Annotated in this window: 24 protein-coding genes; 8 read left to right on the forward strand and 16 right to left on the reverse strand. The window is 62.6% G+C overall.

The genetic code is table 11. The features are described 5' to 3' along the window. Window positions 1-41 precede the first annotated feature (41 nt). The gene (gene mtnA / locus PspR32_RS18955; RefSeq protein WP_159389020.1) at window positions 42-1,118 is read right to left on the reverse strand and encodes an S-methyl-5-thioribose-1-phosphate isomerase; all 1,077 of its coding nucleotides are present in this window, start codon (window positions 1,116-1,118) and stop codon (window positions 42-44) included. A 108-nt stretch (window positions 1,119-1,226) separates the two neighbouring features. Here mtnA and PspR32_RS18960 point away from each other — a divergent pair, with 108 nt between their 5' ends. From PspR32_RS18960 to PspR32_RS18975, 4 genes are all read left to right on the forward strand, one after another. Continuing rightward, complete coding sequence (locus PspR32_RS18960) at window positions 1,227-2,558, forward strand: TRZ/ATZ family hydrolase (protein ID WP_159389021.1); 1,332 nt, start codon at window positions 1,227-1,229, stop codon at window positions 2,556-2,558. 61 nt (window positions 2,559-2,619) lie between these two features. Continuing rightward, on the forward strand, window positions 2,620-3,318 hold the full coding sequence (ubiG, locus tag PspR32_RS18965) for a bifunctional 2-polyprenyl-6-hydroxyphenol methylase/3-demethylubiquinol 3-O-methyltransferase UbiG (RefSeq protein ID WP_010224147.1): 699 nt from the start codon (window positions 2,620-2,622) through the stop codon (window positions 3,316-3,318). A 2-nt stretch (window positions 3,319-3,320) separates the two neighbouring features. Continuing rightward, on the forward strand, window positions 3,321-3,992 hold the full coding sequence (gene mupP, locus PspR32_RS18970) for an N-acetylmuramic acid 6-phosphate phosphatase MupP (protein ID WP_010224148.1): 672 nt from the start codon (window positions 3,321-3,323) through the stop codon (window positions 3,990-3,992). A 98-nt stretch (window positions 3,993-4,090) separates the two neighbouring features. Continuing rightward, window positions 4,091-4,831: a YciK family oxidoreductase gene (locus PspR32_RS18975; protein WP_010224149.1), complete on the forward strand. Its 741-nt coding sequence runs from the start codon at window positions 4,091-4,093 to the stop codon at window positions 4,829-4,831. Between the two features lie 2 nt (window positions 4,832-4,833). On the opposite strand, the gene PspR32_RS18980 is transcribed toward PspR32_RS18975, so the two are convergent. From PspR32_RS18980 to PspR32_RS19010, 7 genes are all read right to left on the reverse strand, one after another. Further along, window positions 4,834-5,628 (reverse strand): TenA family transcriptional regulator, encoded by a 795-nt coding sequence (locus PspR32_RS18980; RefSeq protein WP_036996556.1) that lies wholly within the window; start codon window positions 5,626-5,628, stop codon window positions 4,834-4,836. Window positions 5,629-5,664: 36 nt separating this feature from the next. Next, window positions 5,665-8,121, reverse strand: coding sequence for an EAL domain-containing protein (locus tag PspR32_RS18985; protein WP_010224152.1), 2,457 nt, complete (start codon window positions 8,119-8,121; stop codon window positions 5,665-5,667). Between the two features lie 105 nt (window positions 8,122-8,226). Next, window positions 8,227-10,059 (reverse strand): ABC transporter ATP-binding protein, encoded by a 1,833-nt coding sequence (locus tag PspR32_RS18990; protein ID WP_010224153.1) that lies wholly within the window; start codon window positions 10,057-10,059, stop codon window positions 8,227-8,229. After that, window positions 10,052-10,684 carry a DsbA family protein gene (locus PspR32_RS18995; protein WP_159389022.1) on the reverse strand — a complete coding sequence of 211 codons (633 nt, stop codon included), beginning with the start codon at window positions 10,682-10,684 and terminating at the stop codon, window positions 10,052-10,054. Before PspR32_RS18995 ends, PspR32_RS18990 begins: the two co-directional genes overlap by 8 nt. Window positions 10,685-10,687: 3 nt before the next feature. Further along, entirely contained in the window at window positions 10,688-11,626 is a 939-nt protein-coding gene (gene trhO, locus PspR32_RS19000) for an oxygen-dependent tRNA uridine(34) hydroxylase TrhO (protein ID WP_010224155.1), read from the reverse strand. 109 nt (window positions 11,627-11,735) lie between these two features. Further along, the gene (locus PspR32_RS19005; RefSeq protein ID WP_010224156.1) at window positions 11,736-12,035 is read right to left on the reverse strand and encodes a BolA family protein; all 300 of its coding nucleotides are present in this window, start codon (window positions 12,033-12,035) and stop codon (window positions 11,736-11,738) included. Between the two features lie 15 nt (window positions 12,036-12,050). Next, window positions 12,051-12,572: a DUF2059 domain-containing protein gene (locus tag PspR32_RS19010; protein ID WP_159389023.1), complete on the reverse strand. Its 522-nt coding sequence runs from the start codon at window positions 12,570-12,572 to the stop codon at window positions 12,051-12,053. Between the two features lie 157 nt (window positions 12,573-12,729). Here PspR32_RS19010 and PspR32_RS19015 point away from each other — a divergent pair, with 157 nt between their 5' ends. Then, window positions 12,730-14,124 carry a class II fumarate hydratase gene (locus PspR32_RS19015; protein WP_010224159.1) on the forward strand — a complete coding sequence of 465 codons (1,395 nt, stop codon included), beginning with the start codon at window positions 12,730-12,732 and terminating at the stop codon, window positions 14,122-14,124. A 1-nt stretch (window position 14,125) separates the two neighbouring features. Here PspR32_RS19015 and PspR32_RS19020 read toward each other — a convergent pair whose 3' ends face one another. Together PspR32_RS19020 and pap are read right to left on the reverse strand one after the other, a co-directional pair. Next, window positions 14,126-15,082, reverse strand: a complete 957-nt coding sequence (locus tag PspR32_RS19020; protein ID WP_010224161.1) for a DMT family transporter — start codon at window positions 15,080-15,082, stop codon at window positions 14,126-14,128. Window positions 15,083-15,291: 209 nt separating this feature from the next. After that, window positions 15,292-16,785 carry a polyphosphate:AMP phosphotransferase gene (gene pap / locus PspR32_RS19025; RefSeq protein WP_010224162.1) on the reverse strand — a complete coding sequence of 498 codons (1,494 nt, stop codon included), beginning with the start codon at window positions 16,783-16,785 and terminating at the stop codon, window positions 15,292-15,294. Window positions 16,786-16,920: 135 nt separating this feature from the next. On the opposite strand from pap, the gene mnmC reads away from it, so the two are divergent. Both mnmC and PspR32_RS19035 read left to right on the forward strand, forming a co-directional pair. Beyond that, the gene (gene mnmC / locus PspR32_RS19030) at window positions 16,921-18,936 is read left to right on the forward strand and encodes a bifunctional tRNA (5-methylaminomethyl-2-thiouridine)(34)-methyltransferase MnmD/FAD-dependent 5-carboxymethylaminomethyl-2-thiouridine(34) oxidoreductase MnmC (RefSeq protein WP_159389024.1); all 2,016 of its coding nucleotides are present in this window, start codon (window positions 16,921-16,923) and stop codon (window positions 18,934-18,936) included. Window positions 18,937-19,067: 131 nt separating this feature from the next. Beyond that, complete coding sequence (locus PspR32_RS19035; RefSeq protein ID WP_010224164.1) at window positions 19,068-19,295, forward strand: YheU family protein; 228 nt, start codon at window positions 19,068-19,070, stop codon at window positions 19,293-19,295. A gap of 1 nt (window position 19,296) precedes the next feature. Here the strand turns inward: PspR32_RS19035 and csrA are convergent, their stop codons facing one another. The 3 genes from csrA to PspR32_RS19050 all read right to left on the reverse strand — a co-directional run bounded on the left by csrA (window position 19,297) and on the right by PspR32_RS19050 (window position 20,822). Then, window positions 19,297-19,485: a carbon storage regulator CsrA gene (gene csrA / locus PspR32_RS19040; RefSeq protein WP_159389025.1), complete on the reverse strand. Its 189-nt coding sequence runs from the start codon at window positions 19,483-19,485 to the stop codon at window positions 19,297-19,299. Between the two features lie 135 nt (window positions 19,486-19,620). Then, window positions 19,621-19,953 carry a YnfA family protein gene (locus tag PspR32_RS19045; RefSeq protein ID WP_010224166.1) on the reverse strand — a complete coding sequence of 111 codons (333 nt, stop codon included), beginning with the start codon at window positions 19,951-19,953 and terminating at the stop codon, window positions 19,621-19,623. A 53-nt stretch (window positions 19,954-20,006) separates the two neighbouring features. Then, window positions 20,007-20,822, reverse strand: a complete 816-nt coding sequence (locus tag PspR32_RS19050) for an SDR family oxidoreductase (protein WP_010224167.1) — start codon at window positions 20,820-20,822, stop codon at window positions 20,007-20,009. 242 nt (window positions 20,823-21,064) lie between these two features. Between PspR32_RS19050 and PspR32_RS19055 the strand changes: the two genes are divergently transcribed. Then, window positions 21,065-21,217 carry a DUF3309 family protein gene (locus PspR32_RS19055; protein ID WP_010224169.1) on the forward strand — a complete coding sequence of 51 codons (153 nt, stop codon included), beginning with the start codon at window positions 21,065-21,067 and terminating at the stop codon, window positions 21,215-21,217. 114 nt (window positions 21,218-21,331) lie between these two features. On the opposite strand, the gene PspR32_RS19060 is transcribed toward PspR32_RS19055, so the two are convergent. The 3 genes from PspR32_RS19060 to PspR32_RS19070 all read right to left on the reverse strand — a co-directional run bounded on the left by PspR32_RS19060 (window position 21,332) and on the right by PspR32_RS19070 (window position 24,339). Then, window positions 21,332-22,990 (reverse strand): cation acetate symporter, encoded by a 1,659-nt coding sequence (locus PspR32_RS19060; protein ID WP_010224171.1) that lies wholly within the window; start codon window positions 22,988-22,990, stop codon window positions 21,332-21,334. After that, complete coding sequence (locus PspR32_RS19065) at window positions 22,987-23,298, reverse strand: DUF485 domain-containing protein (protein ID WP_010224173.1); 312 nt, start codon at window positions 23,296-23,298, stop codon at window positions 22,987-22,989. Before PspR32_RS19065 ends, PspR32_RS19060 begins: the two co-directional genes overlap by 4 nt. Window positions 23,299-23,490: 192 nt before the next feature. After that, window positions 23,491-24,339 carry a glycine betaine ABC transporter substrate-binding protein gene (locus PspR32_RS19070; protein ID WP_010224175.1) on the reverse strand — a complete coding sequence of 283 codons (849 nt, stop codon included), beginning with the start codon at window positions 24,337-24,339 and terminating at the stop codon, window positions 23,491-23,493. Between the last annotated feature and the right edge of the window lie 188 nt (window positions 24,340-24,527).

Below are 24,527 nucleotides of genomic sequence, written 5' to 3' on the forward strand. Positions count from 1 at the left end.
CCCGTTAGCCGCTACAGCAGGCCGCAGACGAGGGCAAAGACTCAATGCAAACGCTTGCGGCACATCAGTTGCGCCATCTTCACCGTATCCGGGCGCTCGACAATGCCTTTTTCGGTGATGATCACGTCGATCAGGTCGGCCGGGGTCACGTCGAACACCGGGTTGAACGCCTCGAAAGCGGCGCCCAGCGGCTCGCCGCCAAGTTCCAGCAACTCGCTGGCGCTGCGCTCTTCGAGGAGGATGTCATCGCCGCTCTCAAGATTCATGTCGATGCTCGAACTGGGCGCCACGACCATGAAACGCACGCCATGGTGCATGGCGTTGACCGCCAGCTGATAGGTGCCGATCTTGCTCGCCACATCGCCATTGGCGGTGATGCGGTCGGCGCCGACGATCACCCAGGTAATGCCCTTGGTTTTCATCAGGTGGGCGGCGGCGGAATCGGCGGTGATGGTTGCCGGGATGCCCTCGCCTGCCAGCTCCCAGGCGCTCAGGCGCGAACCCTGTAGCCACGGGCGGGTTTCACCGACATAGACACGCTCGATCATGCCCTCCAGGTACGCGGCGCGCACCACCCCAAGGGCCGTGCCGAAACCACCGGTGGCCAGAGCACCCGTATTGCCGTGGGTAAGGATGGTCTGCTCGTTGCCCTGGTGCTTGCGGATCAGTTCCACGCCCAGCTGGGCCATGGTCAGGTTGGCTTCGCGGTCGCTGTCGTGGATGGCCATGGCTTCGGCCTCCATGATGGCCAGCACGTCATCGCCCGGCTTGAGCCGCAGCAGGCGTTCACGCATGCGGTTCAGGGCCCAGAACAGGTTGGCGGCGGTTGGCCGGGCATGCACCAGCAGCTCGAAGTCCTCTTCCAGGGCCATTTCCCAATCACCACCAGCGGCCAGGCGCTGGCGAATCGCCATGGCCAGGCCGTAGGCGGCACTGATGCCGATGGCCGGAGCGCCGCGCACCGCCATCGAGCGAATGGCTTCGGCCACCGCAGCGGCATCGCCGCAGGCCAGCCAGACCTGCGCGCCCGGCAGCGCGCGCTGGTCGAGCAGATAAAGGGTGCCATCCCGCCAATCGATGGCTTTCACCTTCTCTGCAGCCATTAGTCGATCGCGCATGCCTCACCCCATCATTCGGACATCAAAAGCGGACGATTATAGCGAGCCCCAGGCGCGGACGCTCGGGTATACTTCGCCCTCACTTCCAGTCGCCCAGGGAAACCTGTCATGCCCAAACCCGCTACGCCGCTCGACCTGCTGCTCCTGCCTACCTGGCTGGTGCCGGTCGAACCTGCCGGGGTGGTATTGAAGGATCACGGCCTGGGCATCCGCGATGGGCAGATCGTGTTCATCGGCCCGCGCAGCCAGGCCCAGGCGTTTATTGCCAGCGAAACCCGCGAATTGCCGGGCTGCCTGCTCAGCCCCGGGCTGATCAACGCCCACGGCCACGCGGCGATGACCCTGTTTCGCGGCCTGGCCGACGATCTGCCACTGATGACCTGGCTCGAAGAGCACATCTGGCCGGCCGAAGGGCGCTGGGTCGATGAAGCGTTCGTGCGTGACGGCACCGACCTGGCCATTGCCGAGCAGGTCAAAGGCGGTATCACCTGCTTCAGCGACATGTACTTCTACCCCAAGGTCGCCAGCGAGCGCGTGCACCTCAGCGGCATTCGCGCGCAGATCGCCGTGCCCCTGCTGGACTTCCCGATCCCCGGCGCACGCAGCACCGACGAAGCCCTGCAGTTGGGCATCGAGCTGTTCGGCGACCTGCGCCACCACCCACGCATCAGTGTAGCGCTGGGCCCGCATGCGCCGTACACGGTGAGCGACGACAACCTGGAAAAGATCCGCGTCATTGCCGAAGAGCTGGACGCGCCGATCCACATGCACATCCATGAAACCGCCTTCGAGGTCGAGCAATCGCTGCAGACCCGTGGCGAGCGCCCGCTGGCTCGGCTGGCCCGTCTCGGCCTGCTCGGCCCGCGCCTGCAGGCGGTTCACATGACCCAGGTCAGCGACGAGGATCTGGCCCTGCTGGTAGAAAGCAACACCAGTGTGGTGCACTGCCCGGAGTCCAACCTCAAGCTGGCCAGCGGCTTCTGCCCGGTCGAGCGCTTGTGGCAGGCTGGCGTCAACGTTGCCGTCGGCACGGATGGCGCGGCCAGCAACAACGACCTCGACCTGCTCGGCGAAACCCGTACCGCGGCACTGCTGGCCAAGGCCGTGGCCGGTTCGGCCAGCGCCCTGGACGCCCACCGGGCGCTGCGCATGGCCACCCTCAATGGCGCCCGGGCCCTGGGCCTGGAGGCGATTACCGGTTCGCTGGAGCTGGGCAAGGCCGCCGACCTGGTCGCCTTCGACCTCTCGGGGCTGGCCCAGCAACCGGTGTATGACCCGGTTTCGCAACTGATCTACGCCAGCGGCCGGGACTGCGTGAAGCACGTCTGGGTTGCCGGCAAGCCACTGCTTGACGACCGGCGCCTGACCCGCCTGGACGAACAGGCCCTGCACGCCACCGCCTGCGCCTGGGGCCAGCGGATCGGCGAGCGCAACGAATAAGCGCCCGGCAGCCAGTGCTGGCGGGCAAGAGCAAATTATCCAAGATTCAGAGGACTGTTCCATGAGCAACGTCGACCACGCCGAAATCGCCAAGTTCGAAGCCCTGGCCCACCGCTGGTGGGACCGCGAGAGCGAGTTCAAGCCGCTGCACGACATCAACCCGCTGCGGGTCAACTGGATCGACGAGCGGGTCAAGCTGGCCGGCAAGAAAGTCCTCGACGTCGGCTGCGGCGGTGGCATCCTCAGCGAGGCCATGGCCCTGCGCGGCGCCACCGTCACCGGTATCGACATGGGCGAAGCGCCGCTGGCCGTGGCCCAGCTGCACCAGCTCGAGTCCGGGGTCAACGTCGAGTACCGGCAGATCACCGCCGAAGCCCTGGCCGAAGAAATGCCCGAGCAGTTCGACGTGGTTACCTGCCTTGAGATGCTCGAGCACGTGCCGGACCCGTCCTCGGTGATTCGCGCCTGCTTGCGCATGGTCAAGCCCGGCGGCCAGGTGTTCTTCTCGACCATCAACCGCAACCCCAAGGCCTACCTGTTCGCCATCATCGGCGCCGAATACATCATGAAGCTGCTGCCGCGCGGCACCCACGACTTCAAGAAATTCATCCGCCCGTCCGAGCTTGGCGCCTGGAGCCGCGATGCCGGCCTGACCGTCAAGGACATCATCGGCCTGACCTACAACCCGCTGACCAAGCACTACAAGCTGGCCAACGACGTTGACGTCAACTACATGATCCAGACCCTGCGCGAGGAATAAGCATGCGTTTGCGAGCGGTACTTTTCGACATGGACGGCACCCTGCTCGACACGGCGCCGGACTTCATCGCCATCTGCCAGGCCATGCTCGCCGAGCGCGGCCTGCCGGCCATCGACGACAAGAAAATCCGCGACGTGGTCTCGGGCGGCGCCAAGGCCATGGTGTCGGCGACCTTCGACCTCGACCCTGAAGCCGAAGGTTTCGAGGCCCTGCGCCTGGAGTTCCTCGAGCGTTACCAGCAGGGTTGCGCGGTGCACAGCAAGCTTTACGACGGCATGGCCGAACTGCTGGCCGACATCGAGAAAGGCAACCTGATCTGGGGCGTGGTCACCAACAAGCCGGTGCGCTTCGCCGAGCCGATCATGCAGCAACTGGGCCTGAGCGAACGGTCGGCGCTGCTGATCTGCCCGGACCACGTGAAGAACAGCAAGCCGGACCCCGAGCCGCTGATCCTCGCTTGCAAGACCCTCAACCTGGACCCGGCCAGCGTGCTGTTCGTCGGCGACGACCTGCGTGACATCGAGTCGGGCCGCGATGCCGGCACCCGCACTGCGGCGGTGCGCTACGGCTACATTCATCCAGATGACAACCCCAACAACTGGGGCGCGGATGTGGTGGTCGATCATCCGCTGGAGCTGCGCAAGGTGCTCGATAACGCGCTTTGCGGCTGCTGAACCTTCGTACCGGCAAGGCCGGCTCCCACAGGTCACCACCAACCTTGTGGGAGCTGGCTTGCCAGCGATGAAGCCATCACCTATCTAGAGGTAACCCCATGTTCGATTACTCTGCCCGCCCCGACCTGCTCAAAGGCCGGACCATTCTGGTCACCGGCGCCGGTCGCGGTATCGGTGCGGCCGCGGCCAAGAGCTACGCCGCCCATGGCGCCACCGTCTTGCTGCTGGGCAAGACCGAAGCCAACCTGAGCCAGGTCTACGATGAGATCGAAGCGGCTGGCCACCCGAAACCCGCGGTCATTCCGTTCAACCTGGAAACCGCCCTGCCGCACCAGTACGACGAGCTGGCAGCGATGATCGAAGCCGAGTTCGGCCATATCGACGGCCTGCTGCACAATGCCTCGATCATCGGCCCGCGCACGCCGCTGGAGCAGCTCTCGGGCGACAACTTCATGCGCGTGATGCAGGTCAACGTCAATGCCATGTTCATGCTCACCAGCACCCTGCTGCCGCTGCTCAAGCTGTCGGCGGATGGCTCGGTGATCTTCACCTCCAGCAGCGTCGGGCGCAAAGGCCGAGCCTACTGGGGTGCCTATGGGGTGTCGAAGTTCGCCACCGAGGGCCTGATGCAGACCCTCGCCGACGAGCTTGAAGGGGTGGCGCCGGTGCGTGCCAACAGTGTCAACCCAGGCGCCACCCGTACCAGCATGCGCGCCCAGGCCTACCCTGCGGAAACCCCGGAAAACAATCCGCTGCCAGAGCAGATCATGCCGGTCTACCTGTACCTGATGGGCCCGGACAGCACTGGCATCAACGGCCAGGCCTTCAACGCCCAGTAAGCTCAGCCCTCGGCCAGCTCCGCCCGCGCCCGGGCGGGCTGCTGGCGCTGTTCCTGCTCGTGCTGCATGCAGCGCTCAAGGAACAGGAACATGTAGTCGTAGCTCTTGCAGACGGCCCGGCGCAGTTCGGTTTGCAGCGCCACCGACGGGTTGTTGCCGGCCAGGGTGCAGACGATCTCCAGGGCTTCCCACGGATGTGCGTCGTCGTACTGGGCGTGCATCTTCAGCCATTTCATGGCGCGCTTGCGGCCTTCCTCCGGGAAACCCTGGGCGTAGACGCCAGTCGAGCAAACCAGCGCCGACCACTCACCGGTTGCACCTTCGATGGCGTAGTTGGTAGCGGCAATGGCAACCACCAGCGAATCGGTCGCACACGTGTGCCAGCACCAGTCGCTGAGGGCATTGAGTTCGCTGGGGACTTGCTGCGCCTGCAGGTCTTCGAGGCTGACGCCATGGGCCTGGGCCCAGAACAGCCAGTAATCGGCATGGTTGAGTTCGACGCGGATGTTGCGCATCAGCCAGCGCCGCGCCATGTCTTCGCCGGGGTGGCGGGCGTACTGGGTCTTGGTGAGGTTCTTGGCCATGTACAGGGAGAACTGTTCGACCACCGGCCAGCCGCCAATCAGGTACTGGCGCATGGTCCGGCCACTGAGGCGACCATCACGCATACGTTGATAAAGCTCGTGCTCCACCACCCGACGCTTGCTCTCGCTGCAGTCCTTGATCAACTGCTGGGCCCAAAACGGGTAACTGCTGGGGTCCATCAATGGACCAGTACGAATAAACGCGTCAATCACTGTCAGCTCCTTGTTCCTTGTGATTTTCGGTGGATCTCAGCGAAAGGTCCCCGGCGCCTTGAACAACAGGGGCCTTGCAGCAATCCGTTTGCGCTGCAAGCTGTCACAGGTGAACACCTGTGGCCGCTCGATCAGGTATCCCTGGGCGTAGTCGACGCCAATCTCCTGCAGGGCCTGCTCGATCAACGGGGTTTCGACAAACTCGGCGATGGTGCGTTTACCCATCACGTGACCGATGTGGTTGATCACCTCGACCATGGCCCGGTTGATCGGGTCATCGAGCATGTCCTTGACAAAACTTCCGTCGATTTTCAGGAAGTCTACAGGCAAATGCTTCAAATAGGCGAACGACGACATACCGGCGCAGAAGTCATCCAGCGAGAACCGGCAACCTAGCCCCTTGAGCTCGTTGATAAAGCGGATGGCACTGCCCAGGTTGGCGATTGCGCTGGTTTCAGTGATTTCGAAACAAATCATGTGCGGCGGAATGGCGAACTCGGCAAACAGCCGCTGCAGGTACTCAAGAAACTTGTCGTCACCGATACTGCTGCCCGACAGGTTGATCGCGCACATGGCCAATGGGCCGTCGCGTTGCTCGTCCAGGCATTGGCGGATGACCTTGAACACACTGCGCACCACCCAACGGTCCAGCGCGGTCATCAGGCCATAGCGCTCGGCGGCGGGAATGAAGCTGTCAGGGAGGATGATGCGGCCGCTCTCGTCGTGCAGGCGCAGGAGGATCTCGATATGCCCGACGCCTTCATGGGGCCCCAGGGCGGCAATTTCCTGGGCATAGAGGCAGAAGCGGTTCTCTTCCAGGGCCACGTGCAGGCGCTGGATCCAGGCCATCTCGCCAAAACGCATGGACAGCTCACTGTCGTCGGCGTGGTACACCTGCACGCGGTTGCGGCCCTTTTCCTTGGCCATGTAGCACGCCATGTCGGCTGCCCGCAGCGAGGCTTCCAGGGTGGCCGGCCCTTGGGCGATATGCACCAGCCCCAGGCTCACGGTGGTCATGAATGGCCGCCCCTTCCACACGAAGTGCAGGCTCTGCACCGCCTGGCGCAAGCTCTCGGCAATGCGTTCAGCCTGCTCCTGGGGGCAGTTCTCCAGCAGGATGCCGAACTCGTCGCCGCCCAGCCGCGCCAGGGTATCGCCTTCGCGCAGCCCGGCCTGCAACACGGCGCAGATATGGCGCAGCAGCTCGTCCCCGGCAGCATGGCCACAGGTATCGTTGACCAGCTTGAACTGGTCCAGGTCAAGAAACATCAAGGAGTGGCGCGCCGGTTTGCGTGCCAGCGCATTGAGCGCCAGTTCCAGGCGGTATTCGAACTCGCGGCGATTGGCCAGGCCCGTCAGGGCATCATGGGTCGCCTGCCAGGACAGGTTGGCGATGTACTGACGCTCCTGGGTCATGTCGTGAAGCACCAGGACGATGCCACTGACCTTGCCCTCAGCCATGATCGGCGCGCCCACCAGGGTGACCGACACAGTGCTGCCGTCCAGACGCTGGATCAGTTTGGTGTGTTCGCTGCCGCCCTTGAGCCCGCCCTCAAGTACGCGCTCGACCAGGGTCAGGCTGTCTTTTTCGGCATTCTCGTCCAGCAGGCTGAACAGCGCCGCCAGGGGCAAACCCTGGGCCTGGGCCGCATGCCAGTGGGTCAACTGTTCGGCCGCGGGATTCATGTAGGCGATACAGCCTTCGACATCGGTGGTGATGACGCCATCGCCGATGGATTCGAGGGTGATCTGCGCCCGCTCCTTCTCCACTTCCAGGGCATTGGCAAAGGCCTGGCGCTGGGCCAGCAGCTTGCTCGAGCGCATCCAGGCCAGGGCAATCAGGAACAGTGCAGTCGCAAGGTTGGTGACCAGCAATACCCGCAGCAACATTCGCGAGCCTTCGCCCAGGGCGTCGCTGAAAGCCCGCGCGGCCGGGGTCACGGCATCGTTGATCGCAGCAATCTGCGCCTTCCAGCCCGCGACCCTACGGGCATCGGCCTGGCCTGAACGAAAACCGTTGTGCATCTGCTCGGCGACTTCATCCAGCTGGCGCAGGAATCCGTCACCGACCGCCCACAGCTCGATGGCCTCCTGCATATAGCTGACCTGGTGAAAGTTCAGGTACAGCCAGATCACACTGGACACGTCGTCGGGGTGGTTGCCGCCCTGGAGAATGCCACGGCGCGCGGCGTCGATATCCGGGCTCGGCAGGTCGAGGGCTACGCGCAGGTCATGGCCACCCTGAGGCACGGCAATCGCCTTGCGATACTTTTTGAAAACCGCCTCGTCGCGGCTGTCAGCGTACAGGTTGAGGTAATAGATAGCGTCTTTCTGGCCCTTGGACCACAAGCTCTCGCCCGCCACATAACCACGCACTGCCGACAGCGCGTACAGGCTGATGCTCCCGAGCAAGGCCTGAAACAGTACAACAGCAACAAATGGCCAGATAATGCCCAACAACTTTGGCGCTTCGAGAGTCCGTTTTCGCTTCATGAGGTCCCTTGCAACAGAGCCGGATGAATCTCACCTACAAAAGCACAGCCTAGGCTATTTGCTATTAATACTGGAGAGCTTTTCTCACATGCACAGCAATTTGCCCTAACTCTGTTGCAAATGGCCGTACAGCTTGGCGTACAAGCCACCTTCGGCGATCAATTGCTGGTGATCGCCGTCCTCGGCGACATGGCCGCCGTCGAACACCAGCACCCGGTCGGCCTGCTTCACCGCCGAGAGGCGGTGGGCAATGATCAGGGTGGTGCGGGCACTGAGAAAACGAGTCAGGGCCTGGTGCAGGTTGTATTCGGTGGCCGCATCCAGGGCCGAGGTGGCCTCGTCGAGGATCACCACCTTGGGCTCGGCCAGCACCATCCGCGCAATCGCCAGGCGCTGGCGCTGGCCGCCGGACAAGCGCACGCCAGAGCGGCCAACCACGCTGTCCAGGCCTTGCGGCAAGGCGGCAATGGTGGTGTCGAGCTGGGCGATGTTCAGCGCCTGCCAGCAGGCATCATCGCTGCAGTCGCGCCCCATGGTCAGGTTGGCGCGCACCGTGTCGTTGAACAGTGACGGGTGCTGCAGCACCACCGCCACATGCTCACGCAGGGTTTCCAGGCCGATTTCCTGCAGGGTCGAGCCACCAAAGCGGATGGTCCCGGCCTGGGCGCTGTACAGGCCCAGCAGCAATTGCACCAAGGTGCTCTTGCCGCCGCCGCTGGCACCAACGATCGCGACCTTCTCGCCCGGGGCGATCGACAGGTTGAGCTGATCGAGCACCGGCTCGTCGTTGTAGGCAAAGCGCAACCCCTGCACTTCGATGCCAACGGTGTCGCGCCCCTTGAACGGGTCTACGCCACCGGGATACTGCGGCTCGTCGGCACGCGCCAGCAGTTCGTTGAGCCGGCTCAGGGCGCCACCGGCGGCGTAATAGGCGTACTGCAGGTTCAGCAGTTGCTCGACCGGGCCGATCATGAACCACAGGTAGCTGAACACCGCCAGCATCTGCCCGATCGACAAATCGGAGAACAGCACCGTGAGCATCGCCGCGGCGCGGAAAATATCGATACCGAACTGGAACAGCAAGCCGCTGGCACGTCCGCTGGCATCGCTTTTCCATTGCGAGGCGACAGCGTAGTTGCGTACCTCCTGGGCGCGCAGGCCAAGGCGGCCGAGGAAATAGCCCTGACGGTTGCTGGCGCGGATTTCCTGGATCGCGTCGAGGGTTTCGGTCAGTGCCTGGGTGAAGCGCGAGGTACTGTCGTTCTCCAGTTTTTTCAGGTGCTTGACCCGCTTGCCCAACTGCACCGTGGCAAAGATCACCAACGGGTTGAACAACAGAATCAGCAGCGCCAGCTTCCAGTGCATCCACATCAGGATGGCGGCGGTGCCGGTCAGGGTCAGCATGGCCACCAGGAAGCGACTGAGGGTTTCGCCGACAAACTTGTCGAGGGTATCGAGGTCGGTGACCAGGTGGGTGGTCACGGTACCGCTGCCCAGGCTCTCGTATTCGCTGAGGGAGATGCGCTTGAGGCGCTCGATCAGACGAATGCGCAAGCGGTAGACGATGTCCTTGGCCAGGCCCGCAAACAACTTGGCCTGCACCACATTGAAGGCCAAGGCGGCGCAACGCAGGGTCAGGGTGAACAGCAGCATCAGGCCGATGTAGCCGGCGGCAACCTGCCAGTTGCCGGGGAGGAACTGGTTCATCCACTTCAGCGCGGCATCGCCATGCCCCAGCAGCACTTCATCGACCAGCAACGGCAGCAGCAAGGGGATCGGCACACTGCACAGCGCTGCCAGCACGGCCACGCCATTGGCGATCCACAGGGCTTTTTTATGCCGCAGGGCCAGGCGGCGGATTTCTGCCCAGCTCAAGCGATCAGCATGCACAGGGCCTGGCCCTGGTACCGGGTCGGGTGAACCCGGCAGGTCAAGCACAGGCGGCCTGCTTCAGCCAGCGGCCGAGCAGCGGTTCGAGGGATTCGAGGGTCTGGTAGCCGTTGGTCAGCAAAGCCAGCTGGCCATTGCGTTCGGCCAGCAGGGTCGGGAAGCCGGCGATGCCCAGGTCCTGGACCCAGGTGAAGTCCGCCGCCGTGGCCGAGCGTTGTTCGGCGCTGGTAAAGGCCTCGGCAAAGGCTGCGCGCTCGTAACCGGCCTGCTCGGCCAGCTCCACCAGCAAAGGCGCGCGGGTGACGTCTTCGCCACGCAGGTAGAACGCTTGCTGGATCAGCTTGAGCAACGTGCCGACATGCTGCGGGTCAAGGCTGCGCGCGGTGACCAGGGCCCGGCAGGCAGGCTCGGTGTCGTAGACAAAACCGTCAGGCAGCGCACCTTCGAACTGAAAATCCTGCCCGGTGGCGTCGTGCACCGCCTGCCAGTGATCGAGGATGTAACCGCGCGTCGAGGCATCCAGCGCCCGGCTGCCGGATCGCAGGCCACCCAGCACTACCTGGGTCGGTACGCCTGCTGCCCGCGCCTGGGCGATCAGGGCCTCGGCGACAGGGGCAAAGCCCCAGCACCAGGAGCACATCGGGTCCATCACATAAAGCAGGCGTGCGGACATCAATCAGGCCTCGGCAGCTTTGCGGTAGTTGTGACCGATCGGGTGAGGCTGATTGCGCGCCTTGGCCAGCTCGATCTGCTTCTGCCGGTCAATGGCACTGCGTCGGGTCTTTTCGCTCAGGCTGTCCCAGCAATGCGGGCAACTGATGCCTGGCGAGTAGTGCTCGGACGCACGGTCTTCCACGCTGATCGGGGTGCGGCAGGCATGGCACTGGTCGTAATCGCCCTCGGTCAGGTCGTGACGCACGGTGACCCGGTTGTCGAACACGAAGCAGTCGCCCTGCCAGCGGCTTTGATCCTGTGGCACCTCTTCGAGGTATTTGAGGATCCCGCCTTTAAGATGATAGACCTCTTCAAAACCCTCGCCGAGCATATAGCTGGAGGCTTTCTCGCAGCGGATGCCACCGGTGCAGAACATCGCCACTTTCTTGTGCTTGGCCGGGTCGAAGTTGGCCTTGATGTACTCGGGGAACTCGCGGAAGGTGGTGGTCTTGGGGTCGATCGCGCCGTCGAAGGTGCCGATCGCCACTTCGTAGTCGTTGCGGGTATCGATCAGCAGCACTTCAGGGTCGCTGATCAGCGCGTTCCAGTCCTGGGGCTCGACGTAGGTGCCGACCTTGTAGTTCGGGTCCACGCCCGGCACGCCGAGGGTGACGATCTCTTTCTTGAGCTTGACCTTGGTGCGGTAGAACGGCTGTTCGTCGCAGTAGGATTCCTTGTGGTCGATATCCACCAGGCGCGCATCGCTGCGCAGCCAGGCCAGCAGGCCGTCGATGCCTTCACGGGTACCGGAGACGGTGCCGTTGATACCTTCCTCGGCCAGCAACAAGGTGCCCTTGATGCCGTTGGCCATCATGCTCTCGAGCAGCGGCTCGCGCAGCTCGACGTAATCTTTCAGGGTGACGAATTTGTACAGCGCCGCGACGACGATAGCTTGGGACATGCAGTAACTTCTCCAGGTGGTCGCCCTCGCAAAGGGCGGACCGGATGCCAAATAAAAACGCGCCGACAAGCGGCGCGTTGAGCATTCTAGCAAAAACCTGACGAGGAAATCAGTGCTTGCTGCCACCGGCACAGGTCGGCGAGGCCGGGGCGACACCGATTTTCTGCCATTCCTGCGGCGTGTAGGTGTGCAGTGCCAGGGCATGGAACTGGCTCATCAGCTCACCGAGGGTGGCGTAGACCTTCTGGTGACGCTTGACACTGTTCAGGCCTTCGAACTGCTCGCTCACCAGCACCGCCTTGTAGTGGGTCTGCTGCCCACGGCTGTGCATGTGGCTTTCATCGAGCACCTCAAGGTGCTGGGGTGCCAGCGCCTGCAGGCTCTGCTCGATTTTTTGCTGCATGGTCATGTCAGGCTCCGCTGGTTACTTCTTGGCCGGCGCGGCCTTGCCGGCGTTCGGATCGAGTTCATTGGTCATGTCAGCCAGCAGCTTGTTGACCACCGGTACCGCGCTTTCCAGTTTCTGCTGGGTCAGCTGGGCCGATTGCTGAGTCACCTGCGGCATCTTCTCCAGGACTTTCTTGCCCAGTGGCGACTGGTAGAACGCTACCAGGTCTTTGAGTTCGCTTTCGGTGAAGGTGTTGGTGTAGAGCTTGACCATGTCCGGCTTGAGCTTGTTCCAGCCAATGGCCTGGTCCAGGGCGGCGTTGGCTTTGGCCTGGTAGCTGTCGAGCACGGACTTCTTCGAGGCGGGTGCCTTGGTCTGCTCGAAACGCTGGGCAAACATCTGCTGCACCTGCATGTAGACCGGAGTACCGAGCTTGTCGGCATGTGCCATCATGAGGAATTTTTCAGCACTGGCGTTGTGGCTGGCGGTATCTGCAAGCACCTGGCCGCTGGCGCAGACCAGCGCTACAGCAGTGCAGAGGGCGCGAAGACGGGTCATCGGAATTCCTTCAAGTAGACAGAGGAGGTAGTACCCCAGAGTAGAGCATTCTGCGCCGACAGTGGCACAGTGCTCAAGTGGATCGACGCGCGATGGAACCGCGATGTCGAATAAGGACCTAAACTGCGAATTCAGACCACAAGGGAGTGAGCGCAGCATGAGCCGTATCGAAACTGACAGCCTGGGGCAGGTCGAAGTTCCTGACCAGGCCTACTGGGGTGCCCAGACGCAACGCTCGCTGATCAATTTTGCCATCGGCAAGGAGCGCATGCCGCTGGCGGTCTTGCATGCCCTGGCACTGATCAAAAAAGCCGCAGCACGGGTCAACAACCGCAACGGAGACCTTCCGGCGGACATCGCCCGACTGATCGAACAGGCCGCCGACGAGGTGCTCGACGGCCAGTTGGATGACCAGTTTCCACTCGTCGTCTGGCAGACCGGCAGTGGCACCCAGAGCAACATGAACGTCAACGAAGTGATAGCCGGCCGGGCCAACGAACTGGCCGGCAAGGGTCGAGGCGGCAAAGCGCCAGTCCACCCCAACGATCACGTCAACCGTTCGCAGAGCTCCAACGACTGCTTCCCCACCGCCATGCACATCGCCGCCGCCCAGGCGGTGCAGCACAAGCTGCTGCCAGCGATTGGCGAATTGTCGTCGGGGCTGGCGGAACTGGCAGCGCGCCATCAGCATCTGGTGAAGACCGGCCGTACCCACATGATGGACGCCACGCCGATCACCTTCGGCCAGGAACTCTCGGCCTATGTCGCCCAGCTCGATTACGCCCAACGCGCCATTCGCTCGGCGCTGCCAGCGGTGTGCGAGCTGGCCCAGGGCGGCACTGCCGTGGGCACCGGCCTGAATGCCCCGCACGGGTTTGCCGAAGCCATTGCCGCCGAGCTTGCCGCCCTTTGCGGCCTGCCTTTTGTTACCGCGCCGAACAAGTTCGCCGCCCTGGCCGGCCATGAACCGTTGACCACCCTCGCCGGCGGCCTGAAAACCCTCGCCGTGGCGCTGATGAAGCTGGCCAACGACCTGCGCCTGCTCGGCTCCGGCCCGCGCGGCGGCATTGCCGAAGTGCGCCTGCCGGCCAACGAGCCGGGCAGCTCGATCATGCCCGGCAAGGTCAACCCGACCCAATGCGAGGCCCTGTCGATGCTGGTCTGCCAGGTATTGGGCAATGACACCGCGATCGGCTTTGCCGCAAGCCAAGGGCACTTGCAGTTGAACGTGTTCAAGCCGGTGATCATCCACAACCTGCTGCAGTCCATCGACCTGCTGGCTGACGGTTGCAGCAACTTCCAGCAGCACTGCATTGCCGGTATCGAACCGGATACCGAACAGATGGCCGCGCACCTGGAGCGCGGGCTGATGCTGGTGACCGCGCTCAACCCGCACATCGGCTACGACAAGGCGGCGGAAATCGCCAAGAAGGCCTACAGCGAAGGCACCACCCTGCGCGCGGCGGCGCTGACCCTGGGCTACCTGACCAACGAGCAGTTCGACCAGTGGGTACGCCCGGAAAAAATGCTCGAACCGGGCGACAAGGGCTGAGTCACCGGGCCAGGCGTACGCGCCTGGCCCGCCAGCCGGCCATGATCGACGGGCCCAGGGCGGTCAGCGCCGAACCCAGCACCACCACCAGCGCACCGATGTAGCCCAGGGTGTTGATCTGCTCGGCGTGCACGTAGTCGGGCCAGAACCAGGCCGCCAGGGCCACGGCGACGAAGGTGATCAACGGCGTAATCGCCAGGGTCGCGCTGACCTTGGAGGCTTCCCAGTGCGCCAGGGCTTCGGCAAAGGCGCCATAGGCCACCAGGGTGTTCAGGCAGCAGGCGAGCAACAGCCAGCCTTGCAGCGGGCTCAATTGCAGGGCTTCGAGCGGATGCACCCAGGGCGTCAGCAGCGCCGCGCAGCACAGGTAGATCACCATCATCACCTGCAGTGAATTCCACACCGTCAGCAGTTGCTTCTGGCTCAGGGCATAGAACACCCAGATGGTGGTCGCCAGCAAAATGGTCAGCACGCCGGTGGTATAGACACTCAAGGAGCTCAACAGCTCATCCAGGCGCTGATTGAAAAACAGGCCAAAGCCCACCAGCAGGATCGCCAGGCCCATGCCCTGCCCCAGGCTGAATCGCTCTTTGAACAGGAACACACTGGCCACCAGCAACAGCACCGGGCCCATCTGCACCACCAGTTGCGCAGTGCCGGGGCTGAGCAACTTGAGCCCGACCAGGTACAGGACATAGTTGCCAACCAGGCCGCAGGTGGCCAGCAACACCAGGCCCCAGCCCTTGCGCCCGAGGTTGTCGAACGAGGGCAGGCGCTTGCTCGCCGCCAGCCAGGCCAGCAGCAGACCACCGGAAACCAGCAGGCGAAACCAGGTCACGGTGATCGGGTCCATCACCTGCAGCACCTGTTTGAGCTTGATCGGCAAGATGCCCCAGAGCACGGCGGTCAGTAGCGACAAGGACAGACCGTAAACCCAGCGTCCGGAAGAAATATGCATAACCAGCCTCGATAGCCCTGTGGTGGGGGGAAACCGGATTCTACGGGGTGGGCTGATGGGGAGACAGGCGCGATTGTGGAAAAGAATTCAGTACTTCATTCCCTGAGTTCCTGCTGGCGCCGCTACGCGCCCCATCGCCGGCAAGGCCGGCTCCCACAAGGCCAGGTTTGCACCCTTTCTGTGGGAGCTGGCTTGCCGGCGATGAGGTCCTATTTCTTGTCCTTCTTGAACGCCGCCTCCAGCGCCTCATTGATGGTGCGCAAAACCTTGACCCGCGCCCAGCGCTTGTCATTGGCCTCAACCAGGGTCCAGGGCGCGATCTCGGTGCTGGTGCGATCAACCATGTCGCCCACCGCCTCCGCGTACTGCCCCCATTTTTCGCGGTTGCGCCAGTCTTCCTCGGTGATCTTGAAGCGCTTGAACGGGATCTGCTCCCGTTCCTGGAAGCGCTCGAGCTGGGTCTGTTCATCGATCGACAGCCAGAACTTGACCAGCACGACCCCGGCGTTGCTCAGTTGCTCTTCAAAGTCGTTGATCTCGCCATAGGCACGCATCCAGTCAGCCTGGCTGCAAAAGCCTTCGACCCGCTCGACCAGCACCCGGCCATACCAGGAGCGATCGAACACGGTGAACTTGCCGCGCGCCGGAATGTGCCGCCAGAAACGCCACAAATAAGGCTGATCGCGCTCTTCTTCGGTGGGCGCGGCAATCGGTATGATGCGGTACTGACGCGGGTCGAGCGCCGCCGCAACCCGGCGGATGGCACCGCCCTTGCCCGCCGCATCATTGCCCTCGAAAACCGCGATCAGCGCATGCCGGCGCATGCGTTTGTCACGCAGCAAACCGGCCAGGCGCGCTTGCTCGGTGATCAACTGCTCCTGGTAGTCGTCCTTGTCCAGGTGCAGGCTCAGGTCGAGGCTGCCAAGCAGGCTCCGCTGGTCGATGCTTTCGCCCAGCGGGGCGATGTTGGCCTGGTGGATCGGTGCGTGATTGGCCTTGAGCGCCGCCTGCAGCCCTTCGAGCAGAATCTTGCCCACGGCCAGGCTGCGGTAATGCGGATCGACGCCTTCGATCACGTGCCAGGGCGCGTAGTCACGGCTGGTTTGCCGCAGCACCCGCTCACCAAAGCGCACGAAACGGTCGTAGGTCTCCGACTGCTGCCAGTCCAGCGGGCTGATCCGCCAGCTGTGCAGCGGGTCGTCATTGAGCGCCTTGAGCCGGGCCTTCATCTGCTTCTTGGACAGGTGGAACCAGAACTTGAAGATCAGCGCGCCTTCATCGCAGAGCATCTCCTCCAAGCGCTCGGCGCCACGAATGGCCTGGTCGAGCACGGCATCCTTGAACTGGCCATGCACCCGCCCCTGGAGCATCTGGCTATACCAGTTGCCAAAAAACACGCCCATCCGCCCCTTGGCCGGCAGTGCCCGCCAATAGCGCCAGGCCGGTGGCCGGGCGAGTTCTTCGTCGGTCTGCTGGTCGAAGGTGCGCACCTCGATCAAGCGCGGGTCCATCCATTCGTTGAGCAGCTTGACTGTCTCGCCCTTGCCGGCGCCTTCGATGCCGTTAATCAGCACCAGCACCGGAAAACGCGCCTGCTGCTTGAGTTCGAACTGGGCTTCCAGCAGCGCTTCACGCAGTGCCGGAACCTCGGCTTCATAGGTGTCTTTATCGATGGCGTGACCAATTTCAGCGGATTCGAACATACCAGGCTCCCTACATGGATAAGCAAGACTAGCGGATTGTAAAAACCTTTGTCGGTACAAAACAAAGCCTGCCGCAGGTCAAACAGCCTGGCACCGATCAGCTAAAATGGCCCTCTTGCCAACGCTGAGCCGAACATGACCGAAGTAACCCAATACGCCCAGATCGACTGGGATGACCAAGGCCGACCGCACTCGCGCCAATACGACGACATCTATTTCTCCAAGGAGCAGAGCCTGGAGGAAACCCGTCATGTGTTCATCGACCAGAACGACCTGCGCCGGCGTTTCACTGCGCTGCAGCCGGGCCAGTGCCTGGTGATCGGTGAAACCGGCTTCGGTACCGGCTTGAACTTCTTCTGCGCCTGGCAGCTGTTTGCCGAGTGCGCCCCGCGTGATGCGCGGCTGCATTTCATCAGCGTCGAAAAATACCCCCTGACCCGCGCCGACCTCGGCCGCGCCTTGGCTCTGTGGCCGCAACTGGCGCCGTTCAGCAGCCAGTTGCTGGCTCAGTACGTGGCGGTGCACCAAGGCTTCCAGCCGTTTGTGTTCGAGCAGGGCCGGGTGCGCCTGACCTTGATGATCGGTGACGTGCTGGAGCAATTGCCGCAGCTCGATGCCCAGGTCGACGCCTGGTTCCTCGACGGTTTTGCCCCGGCCAAGAACCCGCAAATGTGGACCCCGGAACTGTTCGCCCAGATCGGCCGGCTGTCATCGCCCACGGCCACCCTCGGCACCTTCACCAGCACTGGCTGGGTGCGCCGGGGCCTGATCGCCGTGGGCTTTACCATGAAGCGCATTCCCGGCATCGGCAAGAAATGGGAAATCCTGCGCGGGACCTTCAATGGCCGGCCAGCCGAGCAGCCACTGCCGCCCGCCAGCGCACCGTGGTTTGCCCGCCCGCCGGTATTGCCAGGGCCGCGCCAGGCGCTGGTGATCGGCGCCGGCCTGGCCGGTTGCGCCAGCGCCGCCAGCCTTGCCGCCCGCGGTTGGCAGGTGAAAGTGCTGGAGCGCCATGCAACGCCGGCGGCGGAAGCCTCGGGCAACCCGCAAGGGGTGCTGTACCTGAAGTTATCCGCGCACGGCACGGCCTTGTCGCGCTTGATCCTCAGCGGTTTCGGCTACACAAGGCGGCTGCTCGAACGCCTGCAGCGCGGGCAGGATTGGGATGGCTGCGGGGTGCTGCAACTGGCGTTCGATGCCAAGGAAGACCAACGCCAGCAGCAACTGGCCGAGGCCTTCAACCCGCAATTGCTGCAACGCCTGGACCGCGAGCAGGCCGAGCAGCTGGCCGGGGTTGCCCTGGGCAGTGGCGGGCTGTTCTACCCCGAAGGCGGCTGGGTGCATCCGCCGGCGCTGTGCCAGGCCCAGTTGCAGCACCCGAACATCACCCTGCTGCCCCATCATCAGGTGCTGCAACTGCGCAAGGTCGACGGCCTGTGGCAAGCCTGGGAAAGTGAAAAGCTGCTGGCCAGCGCACCGCTGGTGGTACTCGCCACCGCCGCCGAGATCCATAGCTTCGAGCCTTGCGCCGGGCTGCCGCTCAAGCGGATTCGTGGCCAGATCACCCGCCTGCCGGTTACTGCACAGAGCCAGGCCTTGAGCACCGTGGTCTGTGCCGACGGCTACGTGGCACCACCGCGCAATGGCGAGCACACCCTCGGCGCCAGCTTCGATTTCCACAGCACCGACCTGACGCCCACCACTGGCGAGCATGTCGGTAACCTCGGCTTGCTCGAAGCGATCTCCAGCGACCTGGCCCAGCGCCTGGGCGCCCACGACCTCGACCCGCACGCGTTGCAGGGCCGCGCCGCATTTCGCTGCACCAGCCCCGACTACCTGCCGATTGTCGGCCCGCTGGCCGACCAGGCGCAGTTCAACGAGGTTTACGCCGTGCTGGCCCGGGATGCCCGGCAGATCCCCGACAGCCCCTGCCCCTGGCTCGAAGGCCTGTTCATCAACAGCGGCCATGGCTCGCGCGGGCTGATCACCGCGCCACTTTCTGGCGAATTGATCGCCGCCTGGGCCGACAACGCGCCGCTGCCAGTGCCTCGCGCCGTCGCCGAAGCGTGCCACCCGAATCGCTTCATGTTGCGTGATCTGGTCAGAAGCAAAAATGCAGCGGCAAGCGGCAAGCCACACGCTAAAAGCTGACCGGCCCGGCTCCGTCTTAAGGACTTATGTGCGGATTAGACAGCCTGGTCGGCAACAAGCATTAGCGCCTACACAGCCAGGACAGGTTTCGCGTAGCATGGCAGTACCTTTTCGCCAGACCTGTCCTGTTCATGCTGATTCCCTACGACCAACTGGAAGCCGAAACCCTCACCCGCCTGATCGAGGATTTCGTCACCCGCGACGGCACCGACAACGGTGACGACACGCCGCTGGAAACCCGCGTGCTGCGGGTACGCCAGGCGCTGGCAAAAAAACAGGCATTCATCCTGTTTGATCTCGACAGCCAGCAATGCCAGCTGCTGGCCAAGCACGACGTGCCCAGGGAACTGCTCGATTGATTCAGCCGGCCACCACCTGCTTGGCCAACTGCTCGACAATGCGCTTGTAGATCTCTGCCCGGTGCACCTCGACGTGCCGGGGGGCACTGATGCCAAAGCGCACCGTATTGCCGTCCACCGACAACACCTTGATCTTGATGTGATCGTCAATGGCGATGATTTCGCCTATTTCGCGGCCTATTACCAACATGCTCCGATCCTCCACAAATCAGGAAGTTCGGAGACTGCACGGGGCGCCGGACGCCTTCAATGCTCTGACAACTAATTAGACAGATCCCACCCAACTAGGCGATTTTGCCTACAGATTCTTGTTGTTTTAGACCCTTCAGGCAGTCTGTAGACGTGGTCCGAGCACGATGATGCTGGCACCCAGCACGCACAGCAGCGCGCCGATCCAGTCACTGCCCAGCGGCCGGGCTCGCTCGACCAGCGCCAGCCAGAGCAACGATGTGACGATGTAGATACCGCCATAGGCGGCATAGGCGCGCCCGGCGTAAGCGGCCTCGACCCGGGTGAGGATCAGGGCGAACAGGGACAGGCTGAGCAGGGCCGGGGCAATCCACCAAGCGCTCTTGCCCAGGCGCAGCCACAGGTAGATGGCATAACAACCGGCGATCTCGAAGACCGCCGCGAGAAAAAACCACAGGTAATTGATCACACCAGGTACTCAAGGCTGTTCAAGGGATGGCCAAGAATACCTGATGCCGACGCTCAAGCCTGGGACGGTCGGGCCTTGGCGCGCATTTTCTCGGCCATGCTGGCCATTTCGTCGTAGAGCAGCTGCGGGGTGCGCTGCTTGAGCTTCCAGGCTTCACGGCCCTGTTCATGGGGCAGAATCAGGAACTCGCCGGCGGCCACTTGCTGGTGAATGTAGTCGGCGATATCGGCGGCGCTGATCGGCGAGCTTTCCAGCAGCTTGCCGACCTGGGCCTTCATTGCCGGGGTCGGACCGCGGAACGAGTCGAGCAGGTTGGTCTGGAAGAACGACGGGCACACCACATGCACGGCGACCTCATGCTGGCGCAGCTCGATCAGCAGGCTTTCCGACAGGGCCAGCACACCAGCCTTGGCAACGTTGTAGTTGCTCATCGCCGGGCCTTGCATCAAGGCCGCCATCGAAGCGATGTTGATGATCGTGCCCTTGCTGCGCTCCAGCAGCGGCAGGAAGGCCTTGCAGCCCTTGACCACGCCCATCAGGTTGATCGCGATCTGCCAGTCCCAGTCTTCCAGCGACAGCTCGGCGAAAAAGCCGCCAGAGGCCACCCCGGCGTTGTTGACGATCACATCGATACCACCGAGCTTTTCTTCACAGGCCTGGGCCAGGGCGGTCAACTGGCTGTAGTCGCGCACATCGCAGCGCTGCACAAAGCCGTCAGCGCCAGTTTCGCGTACCAGCGCCAGGGTTTCCTTGAGGCCGGCCTCGTTGACATCGGCCAGGGCCAACCGCCACCCCTCGCGCGCCCAGCGCAAGGCAATTTCGCGCCCAAGCCCTGAGCCGGCACCGGTAATCATCATGCGCTTTTGCATAGCAGGCTGCCTTGTACTGTTCTGGAAAGTTCAGGCCAGTGTAGCGAAGGCAAGGCCGCGACCCACGCTGTATCAGGATGCTGAATGGGCGGGGCAAACAGCGGTGAAAGTGGCGTGTTAACAACCGATAAAACTTTTAGCCACTGGCAGCAGTCGGAATTAACAGGCGGGCATGAAACACATGACCGAAGAGATGGATTGCAGCGTAACGCCTACTTCTCAAGCCAAACAAGGAAACTGCCATGGGCACCATACTTATCATCATCCTGATTCTGCTGTTGATCGGTGGCTTACCCGTCTTTCCGCACTCCAGAAGTTGGGGCTATGGGCCATCCGGCATCATCGGTACGGTGCTGATCATCCTGTTGATCCTGTTATTGCTCGGCAAGATATAGAAAAGCTGCAAGCCATAAGCGGCAAGCCGCAAGTCAAAGCAGTACGCGTACGGCTTCAACTTGCGGCTTGTGGCTTGTGGCTGGAAAGGCAGCCAAAGGCTGCCTTTTGCCTACTTAGTGAGACACCGCACCGCTGGCACCCAGGCCAGTCTGCGAGCGCACGAACTGTGGGAAGAACAGCGCCCGTTCATCATCGGCGGCCTTGGACTTGTCGGTGATCGAGAAGAACCAGATACCGGCAAAGGCAATGAGCATCGAGAACAGCGCAGGGTACTCATACGGGTAGATCGCCTTCTCGTGGCCGAGAATCTGCACCCAGATGGTCGGGCCGAGAACCATCAGCGCCACCGCACTGACCAGGCCCATCCAGCCGCCAATCATGGCGCCACGGGTGGTCAGCTTCTTCCAGTACATCGACAGCAGCAGTACCGGGAAGTTACAGCTGGCAGCGATGGAGAACGCCAAGCCAACCATGAACGCGATGTTCTGGCTTTCAAAGAGGATACCCAGGCCGATCGCCAGTACGCCCAGGGCGATGGTGGTGATCTTCGAGACGCGGATTTCATCCTTCTCGTTGGCCTTGCCCTTCTTGATCACGCTGGCATACAGGTCGTGGGAGACCGCCGAAGCACCGGCCAGGGTCAGGCCGGCAACCACTGCCAGGATGGTGGCGAAGGCCACTGCCGAGATGAAGCCGAGGAACACGCTGCCACCTACCGCGTTGGCCAGGTGTACCGCGGCCATGTTGTTGCCGCCGATCAGGGCGCCAGCGACGTCCTTGAATTGCGGGTTGGTGCTGACCAGCAGGATCGCGCCGAAGCCGATGATGAAGGTCAGGATGTAGAAGTAGCCGATGAAGCCCGTGGCGTAGAGCACGCTCTTGCGCGCTTCCTTGGCATCGCTGACGGTGAAGAAGCGCATCAGGATGTGCGGCAGGCCGGCGGTACCGAACATCAGTGCCAGGCCAAGGGAGAACGCCGAGATCGGATCTTTGACCAGGCCACCGGGGCTCATGATCGCTTCACCTTTGGGGTGAACCTTGATCGCCTCGGAGAACAGCGCGTTGAAGTCGAAGTTGACGTGCTTCATCACCATCAGCGCCATGAAGCTGGCACCGGAGAGCAGCAACACGGCCTTGATGATCTGCACCCAGGTGGTCGCGAGCATGCCGCCGAACAGCACGTACATGCACATCAGGATGCCGACCAGAATCACCGCGACATGGTAGTCGAGGCCGAACAGCAACTGGATCAGCTTGCCGGCGCCAACCATCTGCGCGATCAGGTAGAAGGCCACCACCACCAGCGAACCGGAGGCCGACAGGGTGCGGATTTCCTTCTGCCCAAGGCGGTACGAAGCGACGTCGGCAAAGGTGTATTTGCCCAGGTTACGCAAGCGTTCGGCGATCAGGAAGAGGATGATCGGCCAGCCGACCAGAAAACCGATCGAGTAGATCAGGCCATCGTAGCCAGAGGTGAACACCAGGGCGGAAATACCCAGGAAAGAGGCTGCCGACATGTAGTCGCCAGCAATCGCCAGACCGTTCTGAAAACCGGTGATGCGCCCGCCGGCGGCGTAGTAGTCAGAGGCGGACTTGTTACGTTTGGATGCCCAGTAGGTGATGCACAGGGTGGCACCGACGAAGGCGACGAACATGACGATCGCCGACACGTTCAACGGTTGCTTCTGCACCGCGCCGGTGAGGGCGTCAGCGGCCCAGACGGCGGGTGCAAAAACGCCGAAGGCCAGGGTTGCCAGTAGACGCCGGATCATTGCTGAGCCTCCTTGAGGATCGCCTTGTTCATCTCGTCGAACTCGCCGTTGGCGCGACGCACGTAGATGGCCGTGAGGATGAAGGCCGAGACAATCAGACCGACGCCGAGGGGAATACCCCAGGTGATCGACGAGTCAGGGCTGAGCTTGGCACCCAATACATGCGGGCCATAGGCAATCAACAGGATGAAGGCGGAATAGAGACCGAGCATGATCGCCGAGAGAATCCAGGCGAAGCGTTCGCGTTTTGAAACCAGCTCCTTGAACCGCGGGCTGTTTTGTATCGAGAGATAAATGCTGTCGTTCATTGTTTTTGTCCTCGCAGCACAGATTAGGTAGAACCCACTCCACTTTATGCTGCCTTCGGACGCACTCCAGACGACCTTAGTCTTAGATGCAAAACTCTTTTACCGAATCGGTAACAGCCTGAAACGACAAGGGCCGCGACAGCGTTTTCGCTGCCGCGGCCCTGGAAGGTGCCAGATAGAAGCCTTAGGCCATTATTTGCCGGTCCACTGTGCTACGCGTTCCGGGTGCTTGGCTACCCAGTCCTTGGCTGCGGCCTCGGGTTTAGCGCCCTCTTGAATGGCCAGCATGACCTCGCCGATTTCATCCTTGGACTGCCACTGGAAGTTTTTCAGGAATGCCGCCACTTCCGGGGCTTTCTTGTCCAGTTCCTTGCTGCCGATGCTGTTGACGGTTTCAGCAGCGCCATACACGCCTTTGGGGTCTTCGAGGAACTTGAGCTTCCACTTGGCGAACATCCAGTGCGGTACCCAGCCGGTCACCGCGATCGATTGCTGCTTGGCATAGGCGCGGCCCAGCTCTGCGGTCATCGCCGCGCCGGAGCTGGCCTGGAGTTTGTAGCCGCTCAGGTCATAGTCCTTGATCGCCTGGTCGGTCTTGAGCATCACGCCGGAACCTGCGTCGATGCCGACGATTTTCTTCTTGAAGCTGTCATCGGCCTTGAGGTCGGCCAGGGAGTTGGCCTTGACGTACTCGGGGACGATCAGGCCGATCTTGGCATCCTTGAAGTTGGGGCCGTAGTCGACCACGTTGTCCTTGTTCTTGGTCCAGTATTCGCCATGGGTTACCGGCAGCCAGGCCGAGAGCATGGCATCGAGCTTGCCGGTAGCCACCCCCTGCCACATGATGCCGGTGGCCACGGCCTGCAGTTTGACGTCATAGCCGAGTTTCTGCCTGATGACTTCGGCGGCGACGTTAGTGGTCGCCACACTGTCGGACCAGCCATCGACATAGCCGATGCTCACTTCCTTGGCCAGCGCTTGCCCCGCGCCAATGGCCATTACCAGGGCGGTGCCCACCCCCAGGAGTCGTCGCATTTTCATCCAAGCATCCCCTCGTCACGTCACGGAAGCTGCATCATCAACCGCGCATGGTTGCTGACCTGCTCTGGTAACGACCTCAAGGCAACGAGAAACGACATCACATCGCCAGCAACGTGGATCGTTACACCAAGCAACATCCACCGCGGCTAACTTTGCCGCCCAAGGCTTTGGCCTGAGCCATTTGCAGG

This window comes from Pseudomonas sp. R32 (genome assembly GCF_009866705.1).
Lineage (GTDB): Bacteria > Pseudomonadota > Gammaproteobacteria > Pseudomonadales > Pseudomonadaceae > Aquipseudomonas > Aquipseudomonas donghuensis.